Annotated in this window: 11 protein-coding genes; 3 read left to right on the top strand and 8 right to left on the bottom strand. The window is 34.2% G+C overall.

The window, feature by feature from the left end:
• Window positions 1-36: 36 nt before the first annotated feature.
• Window positions 37-372 (bottom strand): arsenosugar biosynthesis-associated peroxidase-like protein, encoded by a 336-nt coding sequence (locus tag TD29_RS09035; RefSeq protein ID WP_040280216.1) that lies wholly within the window; start codon window positions 370-372, stop codon window positions 37-39.
• A 178-nt stretch (window positions 373-550) separates the two neighbouring features.
• Between TD29_RS09035 and xdhC the strand changes: the two genes are divergently transcribed.
• From xdhC to TD29_RS09020, 3 genes are all read left to right on the top strand, one after another.
• A complete protein-coding gene (gene xdhC, locus TD29_RS09030; RefSeq protein ID WP_084203427.1) occupies window positions 551-1,321 on the top strand; it encodes a xanthine dehydrogenase accessory protein XdhC in 771 nt (256 codons plus the stop codon).
• A gap of 78 nt (window positions 1,322-1,399) precedes the next feature.
• The gene (locus tag TD29_RS09025; protein WP_040280214.1) at window positions 1,400-2,404 is read left to right on the top strand and encodes a hypothetical protein; all 1,005 of its coding nucleotides are present in this window, start codon (window positions 1,400-1,402) and stop codon (window positions 2,402-2,404) included.
• Entirely contained in the window at window positions 2,404-2,889 is a 486-nt protein-coding gene (locus TD29_RS09020; protein WP_040280213.1) for a nucleoside-triphosphatase, read from the top strand. Before TD29_RS09025 ends, TD29_RS09020 begins: the two co-directional genes overlap by 1 nt.
• A gap of 103 nt (window positions 2,890-2,992) precedes the next feature.
• On the opposite strand, the gene TD29_RS09015 is transcribed toward TD29_RS09020, so the two are convergent.
• The 7 genes from TD29_RS09015 to TD29_RS08985 form a co-directional block, all read right to left on the bottom strand.
• A complete protein-coding gene (locus TD29_RS09015) occupies window positions 2,993-3,502 on the bottom strand; it encodes a hypothetical protein (RefSeq protein WP_206539796.1) in 510 nt (169 codons plus the stop codon).
• 150 nt (window positions 3,503-3,652) lie between these two features.
• Entirely contained in the window at window positions 3,653-5,977 is a 2,325-nt protein-coding gene (locus TD29_RS09010; RefSeq protein ID WP_084203426.1) for a xanthine dehydrogenase molybdopterin binding subunit, read from the bottom strand.
• On the bottom strand, window positions 5,970-7,382 hold the full coding sequence (locus tag TD29_RS09005) for an FAD binding domain-containing protein (protein WP_040280212.1): 1,413 nt from the start codon (window positions 7,380-7,382) through the stop codon (window positions 5,970-5,972). Before TD29_RS09005 ends, TD29_RS09010 begins: the two co-directional genes overlap by 8 nt.
• 65 nt (window positions 7,383-7,447) lie before the next feature.
• On the bottom strand, window positions 7,448-7,861 hold the full coding sequence (locus tag TD29_RS09000) for a hypothetical protein (protein WP_152611493.1): 414 nt from the start codon (window positions 7,859-7,861) through the stop codon (window positions 7,448-7,450).
• 15 nt (window positions 7,862-7,876) lie between these two features.
• Complete coding sequence (locus TD29_RS08995) at window positions 7,877-8,350, bottom strand: nucleoside deaminase (RefSeq protein WP_040280210.1); 474 nt, start codon at window positions 8,348-8,350, stop codon at window positions 7,877-7,879.
• A gap of 168 nt (window positions 8,351-8,518) precedes the next feature.
• Complete coding sequence (tamL, locus tag TD29_RS08990; protein ID WP_241485263.1) at window positions 8,519-10,804, bottom strand: translocation and assembly module lipoprotein TamL; 2,286 nt, start codon at window positions 10,802-10,804, stop codon at window positions 8,519-8,521.
• Window positions 10,805-10,807: 3 nt separating this feature from the next.
• Window positions 10,808-15,784 carry a translocation/assembly module TamB domain-containing protein gene (locus tag TD29_RS08985; protein ID WP_316931853.1) on the bottom strand — a complete coding sequence of 1,659 codons (4,977 nt, stop codon included), beginning with the start codon at window positions 15,782-15,784 and terminating at the stop codon, window positions 10,808-10,810.
• Between the last annotated feature and the right edge of the window lie 186 nt (window positions 15,785-15,970).

Raw genomic sequence — 15,970 nt, 5'->3', positions numbered from 1 at the left:
TGCCGAGAGCCTGACCCTTGTGGTAACGCCAAAATTTTAACCGTCTAATTTATTTACTTTATTCATCATTTGTACACCATGAACCAAGGTTGCACCACTTTTTATTGCAGCACCAACATGAATGGCTTCCATCATTTCTTCTTTAGTAACGCCTTTTTGTAAACCATCTTTTGTATAAGCATCAATGCAGTAAGGACATTGCTCTGTATGAGCAACAGCTAAGGCTATGAGTGATTTTTCGCGAGCTGTGAGTGCGCCTTCTTCAAAAACTTTCCCGTAATATTCAAAGAATTTATTTCCTAATTCTTCATTCCATTCTGTGATGTTTCCAAACTTTCTAAGGTCTGCTGGATCATAATATGTTTTTGACATGTTTAAAGTTTTCTATGGTTGCATTATCTACGTAAAAAGTAGATGTTAAGTTTTAAGTCGGTATCAAGTATCAAACTTAACAGAAAATTTAGCCGAATGCTAATTTATTTTATATCACTTAAATGAAATATGGTTTACACTAAAAAAGCCTTACATTTAAATTCTCTTTTTGGAAAGAATGATGAATTGGATTGAAGTATTATCAAATTTTAAAATCAAGCAACAACCTGTAGCACTCGTTACAGTGACAAAATGCTTTGGGTCAACACCTTGTGTGCTTGGCTCTAGAATGGTTATAACTGAAGCTAAAGAGCTCTTTGGGACTATTGGAGGAGGTAAGTTAGAGTTTTTAGCGATTGAGCAAGCTATGATTGCTTTAAATGAAAACAGAATTATTGAATCTGGATATACTCTAGGACCTGAGTTTGAACAATGCTGTGGAGGAAAAGTAGAATTTATTATAGAACCTATGAATCAATCACCAGAATTATTTTTATTTGGAGCAGGCCACATCGGACAAGAAATCGTGAAGCTACTCATCGATACACCATTTAAAGTCAATCTTATAGACTCTAGACCACAATGGTTTGATGAAAAAAATGTAGATGAAAGTGTTAACCAATGTGAGGTGAGTGAAATAGATTTTAAAACCTTTAGAGATGCTGTGCGTTGGGGACGACAGTGTTATGTTTTGGTTATGACTCATAATCATGCCATAGATTTTGATATCATTTCAATGGCACTAAAAGAAGAGACTAAATTTTTAGGTTTAATAGGAAGTAAAACTAAAAAGGTGCGTTTTAACAATATGCTCATTAATGAGATGAATATTGAAGAAGGTATGACTAATGTAGTGTGCCCAATTGGATTGCCTATTGGAGGCGATACACCAAAAGAAATTGCAATAAGCGTGGTTGCACAATTGCTACAGGTTCATTATAATAAATAAAGTTATCATTCAGAGTGAAGCGAACAATCTCTTTCAAATAAAATTATAAATAAGTTTCCTATTTTCACGGGAAATACTATGAAAAATAATAAATCCATAATAGATAAATTAACGGCACTTTGGGCTTTAAATGAGTCTGGTCTTGGTGGTTTTTTACATGTTTTTAATACGCCTTTTACAGGTTTGATTGTTGGCGGAATTTCTATTTTACTCATTAGCTTAATTGCTTTTTATGCCGAAAACAAATGGCAAGCTATATTAAAAGCTTTACTCATTGTTTTAATTATAAAAATGGCTGTGAGTCCATACTCTCCTTTTGGAGCTTATGTTGCAGTGAGTTTTCAAGCACTTTTTGGAGCTTTATTGTTTTCTAATTTCTCTTGGAAAGGTGCCACATTAATGATGTTAGGTATGGTTACCTTTCTAGAGTCTGCATTGCAAAAATTATTAATTCTTACCATTGTTTACGGCACCGAACTATGGGAAGCTATTAATATTTATGGTGCTTGGGTGCAAAAAAAATTAGAGTTTGTTTCAGAGACATCAACATCATCACTTTTGGTGACCATTTACCTCTTAGTTTATGGAGTGTGCGGTATTTTGGCAGGTTTTTTTATTAAAAGCTTAATTAAAATAATTTCAAGTAGCCCAAAAGCAGATTTCTATCTAGAGCCAGATGATATAGCGGTGAAAATCAAAACCTCAAAAGTATCTATTAAAACAAAAATTATATGGGTTTGGTTAATCACTGTTGCCATCATTGTTTTGGCATTTACGGTATTTGGAGGCCATTTATTTGGATGGCAAAAAGGTATTTATATCATGTTGCGTAGCTTTTTAATTTTAATGCTTTGGTATTTGGTTATTGGACCCTTGCTTTTAAAACTCGTAAAAAAATACTTGCATAAAAAAGAATCTCAATACAAGGACGATATTACAAATGCAATGGACTTGTTTCCGTATTTCAGGCAGATAATTTCATATACTTGGAAAGAGACAAAGCACTTAAAAGGCTATACAAGATTTAAACATTTTATGGCAAATAGTATCTCAAATTGCATTCATTTTAAAATGCCTACTTGATGATTTATATACTCACAGGACCTATTCGATCAGGTAAAACTACAACTTTGTTAAAATGGGCTAAATCCAAAACAATGGCAGACGGATTGCTATGTCCCGATGGAGAGGATGGAACACGTTTTTTTCTGAAAGTTGAATCTCAAGAACCATTTGAACTTGAAGTTGAAATGGAATCTGAAGAAACCCTATCAATTGGACCTTTTAAATTCTTAAAATCTGCATTTAAAAAAGCCAATGATTTTTTAATGTCTTTTGCTTCGGAAAACGAAAAGCGATACCTCATTATAGATGAATTAGGAAAATTAGAACTTAAAAGCCAAGGTTTGCATCAATCTGCTGAAATTTTAATTCCTCAATATATATCACATGTGAATGCACATTTAATCTTGGTGGTTCGTGATTATTTATTAGATGACATTGTTATGCATTATAATATTTCAGATTATAAACTATTAAGTAAAGAGAATTTGAGGGTACTTATGTAGGGATAAACGGTAGCATTTTGCTGAATATGTTGATGTAACGATAAGATCTTTTCTCATTGAGATTCCTCCTCATACTTCGTTCGGAATGAAAAAAAACGATTAATCAACTAAAAATGGTCTCACTCAACGCGTAATAAATTGCCATCAAGGCCGAAAAAACAGCACTTCCCAAAAAGCGCCATTTAAGTTTAAATCTATTTTGTATGATATAATTGGCAATAAATGATATTGGTATATTAACTAAAAATGACCAAAAAGCTATTTCGATCAAATTGAATCCAATCGCTTCAAACTGCCCTGAAAAGAGTTTGATAAATAGTAAATGTCTGGCAATCCACAACGGATTGAAATACCCAATCGCTAAAACAGTTTTAGTTAATGTGGCTTTGATACCTTTTAAAAACTGAGTTTTTTTTACAATCCAATCAAAATAATTAGGGATTTCAAAAGCATAAAATGTAGCACCAATGAGCATCATGCCTAATAAGCGATACCACGAAAATTCATGGAGTAAAATTGCAGCAATAGTATCACCAGCACTGTAAATGAGTGCGCCTTTTAAAATGTTTGATTTTGTATAATGTAGTGCGATGGTACTCTTTTTATACTGCAAGTTTTTTAGAACGTTGCAGGTGCTTGATTGATGTTAGTTGATACCTAAAAGTTTTAAAAACCTTGTATGATAATTTAACAGTTTGAACTTTGTTTAAACCTGTATTTCGACGTCTCTCAATGTTACAGGCAGCAATAATAAATGTTTTAGTTAGTTTTCATACAATCCCATTAAAACTTTTTCTGGAGTCATTGGTGCATGAAATTTCATGTCATATTTTGAGTTAAAGGCTTTAATTGCATTTTGGAGTGCAAAATAAGCACCAATACCATACATTAAAGGTGGTTCTCCAACGGCTTTAGATTTTAAAATTGCCATTTCATTACCATCTGTTTCAACAGGAATAACTTCTACACGTTTTGGAACCGAAAATATATCAGGAACCTTATAAGTTGATAACGCGTTAGATAATAGTCGTCCATCTTTATTGTAGGCAATCTCTTCCATAGTCATCCAACCAATACCTTGAATTAATGCACCTTCTACTTGGCCTAAATCAATACCCTTACTCATGCTTTTTCCGTAGTCATGAACAATTTTAACGCTATCAAATTCATAAGTACCACGCGTACAATCTACAGTTGTAGTTGTAATTGCAGTTCCATAAACATGGTATGCAAAAGGATGTCCTTTTTCTTTGGTTTTATCAAAGTGAATTTCTGGTGTCGCATAATGAGCATTTTCGGTAAGCGCAACGCGTCTTAACATGGCTGCACTAATAAGTTCTGTCCAAGTTAAATCTGATTTTTTATCATTAATGTAAACAGATTCATCTTTTAATTTTAGATCATTTTCTTGAGCATTTAAAATTTCCGAAGCCACAATTTTTAAACGTTCCACCAAACTATTGCAAGCCATTAGTGTTGCTTTTCCGTTTAAATCTGCCGTAGAGCTCGCAGCAGAAGGCGAGGTGTTGGCAACACGTGTTGTATTGGTGGTTTCAATTTTAATATGTTCTATAGGTATCGAAAACACATTTGCAGCAATTTGCATCATTTTAGTGTTCACGCCTTGACCCATTTCTACAGCTGCAGTGCTAATACCAACACTACCATCTAGATAAATATGTACCAATGCGCGCGCATGATTCATTGGTGTATTTGTAAATGAAATCCCGAACGTAATTGGCATAAATGACAGTCCTTTTTTAAAGGCGCTGTTGTTATTATTAAATTCTGAAATGTCTCGCTCCAAAGCCTCTATGTTGTATACACTTTTGGCAGTGCTCCATGTGTTTTTAGCTTCTACTTTCTTGGCTATTTGTCCGTATGAAAACGTATCATTTTCATCTAGTAAGTTTGCTTCTTGAATGTCTCTTGGTGGCACACCAATGTGATGCGCAGCTTTCGCAATAGCAGATTCTATAACAAACATACCTTGTGGTCCACCAAAGCCTCTAAATGCAGTATTTGGTGGTAAATTGGTTTTACAGCTTAGTACTTTTGTGGTTACGTTAGGTACATAATAACTATTAGTAGCATGAAATAATGTACGCTCTGCAATGGCAGGAGATAAATCTGCAGCAGCACCAGAATTTTGTAAAAACTCACATTGGTAAGCTAGAATTTTTAAGTCTTTGGTTAGTCCAATTTTATAGGTGCTTTCATAAGGATGACGTTTTCCTGTCATACGTAAATCGTCGTGACGATTTAATATTAATTTAACCGATTGGTTTAAATGAAACGTCGCTAAAGCAGCCATAACAGCCCAAGGTGTTGCTTGATCTTCTTTGCCGCCAAATCCTCCACCAAGACGCGTAACATCCACTTCAATTTTATGCATTGCAACATCTAAAACTTGAGCCACTGTTTTTTGTACCGCAGTTGGTCCTTGTGTTGATGAGGTGATTTTTATATTACCATTTTCTAAAGGTTCAGCGTAAGCGCCTTGTGCTTCTATGTACAGGTGCTCTTGCCCATTAGAAAAGGTTTCGCCTTCAAAAATATAGTCACACTTGTTAAATGCTTTATCACTATCACCTAAACTAAAAGATCTAGGTGCATTTATAAAACTTCCTTTAGCTTTAGCTTCTTTTGCAGTTATAATTACTGGAAGTTCTTCTATATCAATCTCAATTAATGCTCTAGCTTTTCTGGCAATAAATTCGGTTTCTGCGACAATTAAAGCAATTGGCATTCCCCAAAAATGAACCTCGTTTTCTGCAAATAAAGGTTCATCTGCAATAATACCACCAATTTCATTTTTACCAGGCACATCTTTGTAAGTAAAAATGCGTTCTACACCTTCTAAGGCTCTTGCTTTTGAGTAGTCTATGTTTTTGATGATTCCGTGTCCTTTTGGTGAATCAAAAACCACTGCATGAAATGTGCCTTGTCTAATATTAACATCATCTACGTACAATGATTCTCCGCGAACATGCGTGTACGAATCTAAGTTTTTAATACTCTTTTTTATAGACTTTGAGACCGCATTTAATTTGGTGTCTAAGATTTTATTGTTGGTGTTGTTATGCATGTTGAATAAAATCGTTTAAGGTGAATTGCTCTGGAAATATCTCAGTAAAATGAGCAAAAAACAATTGTCTAGCTAATACTCTTTTATAATCATTCGTGCCACGAACATCGCTAATGGGTGAAATCTCGTTTTGAAGAATCTCATTAGCATCTAATATCGTATTTGAATTGAGCGTTTTTCCTGTTAAAAAGGTCGAAGTCTCGTGCAGGTATTTTGGAATTGCCGCAACACCTCCAATGGAAACATGAGCCTCGCTAATGGTGTTGTTTTCTACGGAAATGTGAATGGCAGAGTTAACGCTTGCTATATCCAAGTGCGTACGTTTACAAACTTTCTCGAAATTAAAAAACGACTGTTTTGATGGTAAATTAAAACTTATAGATTTTAAGAGTTCTCCATCGTTTAAATCAAAGGTTTTGTAATCTTGGTAAAAGTCTTTAAGTGCTTTTTTACGTTCGGTTTCGTTGTTATTAGTGATAGTGAGCGTGCTGTTTAGTGCAAGAAAAAATATAGTCATATCACCAATTGGCGAGGCATTAACGAGGTTTCCGCCAAAGGAAGCCATATTCCTAATTTGCTCAGATGATACTAATTTTAAATGCTTTTTTAAATTAGGGAAATAGTTGTTAATTTCACTGTGGTTCCATAAGTCTGAAACGGTTGTATTGGTTCCAATGGTACAAATTCCGTTTTTAATGATTATGCCTTTTAAATAGTCTTTTTCGGTAATAAGATGCACATCGCTATCTGTTAAATGATCGGCTTGTTGTACATACAAATCGGTGCCACCAGATACGTGTTTTCCTTTTGGTTGATGTAAGTTTTTTGTTTCTAAATCTTGTAATCGTTCAGGTATTGTGGCAAAATATTTAGGAATAAAATCGTTTTCAATAAGCCAATTTAAGGATTGATGATTTTCTTTATTTTTTAAGTGTGTTACAACTTGATGCGCTGCCTTTTCTATGGATTTGTATCCTGTGCATCTACAAATATTTCCGCTAATGGCATCAAGTGCATTATTGTAATTGTTTTCAGAATTTGATAAAGCAAAACCAGTTAATGATACCACGAAACCTGGTGTGCAAAATCCGCATTGTGTTGCGTAGTTTGCTTTCATGGCTTCCTGCTGTGCAGTGAGTTTGTTTTTGAGATTTGTGCCTTCAACGGTTACAATGTGCTTGCCATGCGCATTTCCGAGGGGAGAAATACAAGAGGTGATGCTTTGGTAGTTGATGCTGTCATTTTGCAATGTGCCAACGAGAACTGTGCATGCACCACAATCGCCTTCGCGACAACCAATTTTGGTGCCTGTGAGACGTTGCTCGTAGCGCACAAAATCCAATAAAGTCATCCCAGAGTTTGCTGGTGTTTTAATGGTTTTGTTGTTTAGTATGAAGGTGATCAATGGTTTTTTTTGTTTTTAGTATTAAAATATCAAGATAATAAATAAAGAGAATTTAGGTGTTATGTTTATTTCCATCCAGGACCTATTTTTTCTATATATTCATCTTTCGTTATTAGAAAATCATTATCCTCTTCTAGAAATTTCAGTTCAATAGGATTGGTTTTGTGCATATAAAAAAGTGAGAAAATACGTTCCTTTTTCAAGTGTGAGTACGCTTTTCCTAATTCAGCAATTTTTTCTACTCCTTGTTCAATTCCCTTCCAAAACAACTCTCTGTTTAATTTTGTTAGTCCTCTTAAGTCTAAATTTCGAGATTCACCTGGGTAACTAGGTAACATTGTTTGTAACCAACTTGAAAATTCAATTCCATCCTCTATTTTAGATGTTTCACGAATTGCTATTTCAATAATCATTTCATATCCTGTCCATCTCGTAAGGAAAACTTCTCCATGCTCAAGTGTTATAAATCCATTCGCCAAATTTCGAGATTTACATTAATACTCAGTTTTATCTACTTTTTTAGTCCATTCTTGAAACGGCTCTAAAGCAATCTCGCGAGCTAATTGCTCAAATGGGATGCTTCGTTTTTCGTAAGGTAATGGGATTTCTTTGTAAATAAATTCATCATCAAAACCTATGTTTGCTGCATCTACTTGATTGCTTCCGTAGTAAACCTTATCAGGTCTAGCCCAATAAATAGCACCTAAGCACATTGGACAAGGTTCACAAGAGGTGTAAATTTCGCAACCCTCTAATTGAAAAGAGTCTAAATTTTTACAAGCATCTCTAATGGCTGTAACTTCGGCATGTGCTGTTGGATCGTTTGTTGAGGTCACTTTATTATTACCTCGACCTACAATTTTCCCGTCTTTTACGATGACGCAACCAAATGGTCCACCTTCGTTATTATTCATTCCTTTAAGCGCAGCATTTACTGCTTCTTTCATGAATTTGTCTTTATCTGTCATGTATATGTGTTGAAATTTTGTTTGTAATTAATTACAAGATATTAAATTCAAATCTAATAATGTGATTTAATATGTTGTGTTTAAAGTTTGAGACTAAGGTAGAGTAGTTACGCAACCTTTCTCGTGAGTATAGGCGTTATTTTTTAATTTGGTTTAAAGTAATATTGTTTAAAATGAATATCCAATAGCAAAATTTAGCACTGGCTCGTCAAGTCTAAAATCAAAACGTTCTTCTTTGGGTAATGATGGATCATGAAAAGGTGCTGCTAAATCAAAACGAATAACAAAGCCTTGTAGGTCAACTCGCAAGCCAAAGCCAGTTCCCATGCCTAGTTCATTGATGAAGTTAGATGAGAATTTGTCTTCTCCGTTAAATGTTGGGTTGGATTCAGAGTTCCATACATTTCCTGCATCTATGAAAAGAGCGCCTTTAAAAAATGAAAAGATAGGAAAACGGTATTCAATATTGGCTTCTAGTCTTATGTTTCCTGTTTGATCAAAAAAGGTACTATCGCTATTTGCATCATTGTCGGCATTGTAGGTTCCTGGTCCTATTGAGCGCGTTCTAAATGCACGAACGCTATATGGTCCTCCAGAGAAATATTGTTTTACATATGGTACTACATCTGAGTTTCCGTATGCTAATCCGTAGCCTGCAAAAATTCTTGTAGCAATGGTTTGTTGTTTATCTTTTCCGAAGTTATAATGAAAACGAGCATCAATATCGGCTTTTGCATATTGGGCATACTCTAATCCTAAAAATGTTTTGGCAGCACCAGCAGTTTCTTCTTTAGCTAATAAGCTGATAGAATTTCCTGCCACATCTAAAGTTCCATTTAAAAAGGATTGAATGTTTTTTGAACTTTTACCGATCTCATTATAAGTGAATGAAAATGTGAGTCCAGAAATAAATTGTTGTTCAAAACTGAGCTCTAAAAACGGATTGTCTTCTAAAATTGCTTCAAATTCGTCACTCGTACTGCCTAAGCTGGTATAATTTACAGAAATAGGATTTATTTCATATGAGATATAACGATTGGCATTCCAGGTGTAACCAAACAAAGCGCTACCTGTGATTAAGGTGTATAATTGGCTTCGTTTTAAATAACTTATACCTAAACTCGTTTTTGTTTTTGGAATAGAATACTCAAAAAAATCGTCATTAATAGTAAAAGGTGAGATCACTCTCGGGAAAATTACTTCTCCTTTTACACCATATTCCAAACTACTTAATCCAGCAGATTGACCACTAGAAAACTGTGTTTCGTAACCAATATTTGCACTTAAATTTAAGGTTTCACCGCCTTTAAATAAGTTTCTGTTACTGTAAGTAAATGCTAAATTGGGTCCTGTAAAATTACTAGATTTTGTGACGGCTTGCAGCTCGGCTCTAAAGGCTCTTTTGGTTAAAGGTGATAAAAATATATTGGCTTCTAAGGTGCCAAGACTATCGGATAATAAAGAGTCTATTTCTTTATATTGAATATTTATGTATTTGTATGCGCCAATTGTAGATAACCGTCTGGATGTGTTTTTTGAGGTTTGCGGATTGTAATAATCACCTTCTTTTATTGTGATAAACTTGTCTAAATGTTTGAGTTTGAAAAACAACGAATCTTGATGATAACTCTTTTCATTATAGCGCTCTACTGTAGCGGTTAGTGTGTCTTTTAAATTGTAATTTGGATACACATTGACTCGCTTTATTTGATACGGTACCGTTGATTTCTTCGGAACCTGTGCCTTGAGCTTTAAGAATAAATCGAAACGTTTGTTATTGTACTGATTGGTATCTGCTTCAAAAATGAAAAATTCAGAATTGATATTATAATACCCTTTGTTTTTTAATTCAGAATCTATTCTCAGGCGTTCTAGCTTTAAGTTAGATAAATCAAAACGCATATCTTTTGAAAGTGGCGAATTGGTTGTAGCTATTTTTACATCTTCATATAAAGGCGAAGGCATTGAGTCTAATTGAAAACTTTCCATTTTATATGGAGAAGGAACATTTAGATTGTACGTTGCAAAGGCTTCTAGTTCTTTTTCTTCAAAAGATGATGAGGCGCTACTGTAGAAAAAGCCATTGTTTTCTAGTCTATTGCGTAAAATTTCTTGAACTTCAAAAGTTTCAACATTTGATTGGTATACTGGTTTTTCTCCAATTTGCTTATAGAGCCATCGATTTAAAAATCCAGGATGTTCTTTTTGGTTTTTATAGTAATAATATAAACCAGGTCGCATTCCTAAAAATTTAGAGTTGGGAGTTGGTCTCAAAACTGTTTCTAGCTCTAGTTTTAAATCATCAATATTTTTAACCGTTGTGTCAGATTTAATTTCGATTTTAGCACCTGTATATAACCGTTCTCCCTCTGGTATGTACTTTTTGATACTGCATGACTGCAATATAATTCCGAAGAAAAAAATATAGATACTATGTTTATAGGTCGTGTTCAAAATCTAGTTCTTTTTTTGTTCTATACTTTTATTGGTTGCTTCTTCTTTTGCTTTTAGTTTGTCTTCTGCCGCTTTTTGTTGGGCTTCTAATTTTGCTTTCTTTTCGCTTTGTGATTTAAAAATAGCATCCCAAAGTTCGTCAAACTCATTAAACTCTTGTGTGAAAATTAAGGCAATTCCGCTCACTATTGTTTGACCGTCAATGACATTTTCAAATTCACTTTTTCTAAAGCCTTTGAGACGATATCTACCATCTTCTGAGACAATATATTCTAGGCTTACATTACCAATAAGTGGTGTTGATTCTCCATTAGAATTACTACCTTGGATATCAACTTCGCTACCAACACTAACTATTAAACGATCATCAAATAATTTTTTTTGTGCTGCGACATCGAGTTGGGTTCTTTCGGTAGCGCTTTCGCCTTGATAATCTGTGTAGCTATTAAGGCCAAAATCTAACTCAATCCCAGAGTTGCCTAGTAATTTATCTGAAAATGCATTAAGTTGCCCAGAAACTGCGTCATTAAGATTATCTCTAGCAATGGTTGCAAATCCACCTGAGCTACCATCGCTCCCAGAGTCTGGATAAAAACGATTAAGCACCAACAGTGAGAATACTTGTTTGTTAAGTTCTGCTTCTTGAGCATTTACTTCTTGTACACGAGAATATACTTGTCCGTTAATTGCACCTTGTTCCTCTTCTGGCATATCTAAGGCAAATGATATTTTAGGTGATAACAATTCGCCATCAATATTAAGGTACACATTAAAAGGCAGCACTTGTTTGTAGGTGTTTTGTACAGATGTATCAGCTCCAGAAATTTGAGAAGCCATTAAAGACGATGCTGAGGTTTCTAGGTTGTAAATTGCACTTACATCTAAATTGGCATCAAAAGGATCTCCAGACCAACTTACACGACTGCCAGGCGCAATTAAAAATTTTCTATTGACAAGGTTATATAGGTTGAGTTCATAATGTCCATCTATAATTTCATAAGCTCCGGTTAGTGATATTCTGCCGTTTGGCACCATGTTAAATATGAGTTCTCCTTCACCTGAAGCTCTAAAATTATCTCCTGTTTCTTTATCTATAATTACGGTCACAGCAGCTTCTTTACCAATTTTTATAAGTGTAGAAATATCAAACCCTTTAATGGTTGCGGTTTGTTCTTCGGTTTGGGTGAGGATTGCATCAGGATTTTCTCTGTTTACAAACGCTACAACTCCATCTCGTTCTTCAATATTAGCATAGGTGGTTGGCATGACGTAAGTGATATCTGTTTGAGAACCTAAAGTTAACTCGGCATCTAATTTAGGAATTTGTAAATCTCCTGTTAATTTCGCATTGGCGTTAAACGTTGCTTTTCCGTAGAAATCCTCATTATCTTCTTGGGTAGCATTGAGTATTTGGAAGTTGTCTGCTTTTAAATCTAGGTTAAATGTTGGGTTAATAAAACTCTCGGTTCCAACCTCTCCAGATAATACTAAAGCGTTATTGTTTTCATCTAAAACTGTAAAATTAGACATTGATAAGCCTTCGTTATTAACGTTTAGAGTTTCGTTTTGCATAGTAAACTTCGTGTTAAGTTTGCTAGCATTTATACTTGCATCAACAAAATTTAAGTAACCATCGTAAATAGGATTGGTTGTTGTGCCTGTGACTTTAAATTTGCCATTAAAACTACCAGTGCCATCTTTAATTTCTCCTAGAGCCAATGTATTTAAGGCTTCCATTTTAAATGTGTTGATGTTTAAATTTAAATCTAGATTTGCTGCAGTGGTTGTTGCCGTGTAATCTCCAATGAGGTCTAGATCTATATCGCCTCCTTTTAATCCAGCGTTAAAGGCGTAATTATTATTAGAAAGTGAATGTCCTTGAAGGCTTAAAACGCCTAAATCTGTTTTTAAAATGGTGAATTTTTCTATGCTCAAATCTGCAATGAGACCTGTTTGAGCAAAGGGTTGTTCTAATACAAAATCACCATTAAGTTCTCCAGTGGCTAGTTGAGCATCTGGATTTAAATAGTTGAAAATTTCGCTAATTTTAAAGTTGTTAAAATCAATTGCAATATGTGATTTTGTAATATTAGCGAGCTTGTCGGTAATTTCAATAGATTGGTTGTTTTTTGAAATTTTAAAATCTTGAAACTCTAGATTATTAGCTGTTAAGATGGCATTGTTGGTTGTTGGGATGGTCCATTTTTCTTTGTTTAATATTAAACTATCTGGATTTACAGTAAACTCTAAACGCTCTCGATTACCAGTGATTTTGGTATTCACATTCATTAGTTGTTCATTGTCGTGAAACCCTAAGAAATTAAGAGATAACTCGTTGTTGGTTTGAGTTCCTGTTATGATTGTTTGAGGTACATCTAGTGGTCCAGTAGTTATATTTTTAAAGCCTAGGTTAAAATTAAAATTCTCTTTATCTGTGTTCATTGAAAATGCCAAACTATCTAACTCGCTTCCGCTATAATTGATGTGAGGTGCTGCAATATTTGCTTTTAATTGGCGCTCAGCTTCATTAAAATTAACCGCAATATCAATAGTATCTAAGTCTTTTACGTTAACTAAAAAGACATCGTTTAATAAAGGGGATTGAGTAATTTTACCTTCTAGTTTTAGATTTACCGGATTCGTGATGGTGTCTGATATTTTCTCATCTCGATAAAAATAACTGAAAACATGACGTTGTAGAGCCTTGCTAAAGGTTTGCGGATCGGCATTAGATTTCAAATTAAGATTTATAATTTTATTTTTTACAGATATAGAGGTTGTGTCTTGTTCTACATGAGCTAATGCATTAAAATTACCAAGCAAATATGTTTTATTATCATAAACAATTACACCATCATCAATAATTGCTGTTGCATCATAACGTTCTCCATTACCTTTAAAATCTGCGAAGATCTTCATTCCTGTTTTAACGTTACGTTGCATTAAACCAAGCGCTTGTAAATTAGCGCCAATCACATCGAGTTCTACTGTGGCTTCGGGAGCAATAGAGTCTAAAACAACAAAAGCATCTAGATTAATATTTAGATTTTCGTCTTTATAATTTGAGAGGATATTACCTGTGCCATTCTTGATTTTTCCGTTGATATTGAGATTTTTAATTTTATAATTGTTTAATCCGAATTTAGAAATTGTTGCATCTAAAGAGACGTTGAGTGTGTTGATTGCTGTTCCGTTACCTTCAGTTTTTATATTTAAACTAAGAGATCCAAACTGAGGGTTATTAAGTAATTCGTTTACTTTATAGTCTTTAATTTCTATGGCTGCATCATAAGCGATAGTATTTGAGTTTCTAAAACTACCCTTTAGCGTTGCAATACCTTGTGTGGTTGATAATGTCGCTTTCGCGGAAATATCTTGTGCATTTCCATTAAGTTGACCTGTGAGAGTTACAGCAACTGGCAAACGAACACCTAAATTTTCTTCGTTTATAAATTGAATAATATCTGAACGTTTTGTCACTGCAGAAAACTGTGAAATATCAAACCCAAGCGTCTCAGGATTAGTCACATTTTTAAGTTGACCCTTTGCAGAAATTTGCGTTGTATTTCCCCAATTTATGTTTGCTTCTCGTAAGTTAATTTGAGCTAAATTACCAATTGCGTTGAGGTTTCCAGTGAGTTGCCTTTTGCTTAAAGTATTGAGGTAAGGGTTGTTTTTTAAATCGGGTTGAAATTTAGAAAGTTCATTTAAAGAGATGCTAAATGATGGTAAATTAGTATCAACTTTTGTATACTCTGGAGCATCAATTAATTGAGCTATCGATTTGTAATCTAAGTGTGCGTAACCAGAAATGGCATTGTTATTAAGTTTAAAATCTAAATCATCTAGCATCATTTTTTGATCTGTAACCTCAATATCTAAAGCTAATTGTTTGAGATTAAGACCTGATGTTTCATTAAATTTAAATGCATTTAATCGCAATCCTGCTCGTTTGTCTTTTAAAACAATGTTTTGAGCTTTTATTGTTAGGTTTTTCAGTGCAATCGCATTTGGATTAAAAAGATTTTTTTTAGGTAATGCATTGCCAACACGATAATCAATTAGGTTGTTTTCTATGTCAATTTCAGCAATATTAATTTTTATTTGCGGCCAATCGAATGTTTGGGTCTCAGTTTGAGCAGTTTCTTTTGTGTCTACTATTTTTTGAGTTAACCCATTAATTTTAGCATCAGTGATGAGTTTTATCTTAGAGTTTTTGAGTGAGATGCGTTGTAGCTTTAAGTTGTTTTCGGTTAGGTTTACTGTTGGTGTTTCTATCGAAAATTCATTGAGTGTAAGATCTGCGATGATTCTATCTGGTTGAGATTCGTAATAAGCTACAACGTTTTGAAGTGTTAAGCTTTCCGAAGAAAATTGAGGTAAAGCCACGTTTGATGTTGTGGTATCAATGGCTATAGGTTTTTGAATGAATTTAATATTAGAGTTATTGAGTTCAATTTCCGAAGCATCAAAAACCATGTTTTCAATGTTTGTGGTATTCATGCTGGCTTTTAATTGACCAATTTTAAACCGACTATCAATACCAGCAACGGCATCATCAAACACGATATCAATATTGTTTAGGTTTAAATTGCCAATAACCAAATTTAAAGGCGTTGCAGTTGTGTCTACTGCAACAGTTGTGGTATCTGTTGTGGCAAAAGCATCTATTAAAAATTGAAAATTATAACCAGAAACGGTATCTTTTCTAATCACATTGGCTCTCAAACCATCCCAATCTAGAGCATCAACACCAACGGCTTCTCCATTAATCATCTTCCATAGTGGAATGTTGGCTTCCAAAGATTTAGAGTACACTAATGTGTCTCCAGTTTTGTCTTCTAAATACAAGCCATCTAGCTGTAAATCGCCATCAAAAGTGATGAATAACTTGTCTATAGCAACTTTAGTATTGGTTTTGTTTGAGACATAATTTACCGCTTTGCTAACAATAATATTTTGTCCCCAAGGACTTCTCACAAAGACTATCGTTAAAAATAAAAAAAGTAACATACCTAAGAGCACTCGCAAGGTTCTGCGCAACCAGCGATATGGCCTTTTTTTAGGAGATGAAGTCTCTATGGTTTCAGGGTTTTCCAAGCATCAAATATAACGATGCAAAGATATTATAATTGTCACTATTACAATTTTTATTAACGCTCATGG

This window comes from Psychroserpens damuponensis (assembly GCF_000826655.1).
GTDB lineage: Bacteria > Bacteroidota > Bacteroidia > Flavobacteriales > Flavobacteriaceae > Psychroserpens > Psychroserpens damuponensis.
This window is presented reverse-complemented; position numbering and strand designations above follow the sequence as displayed.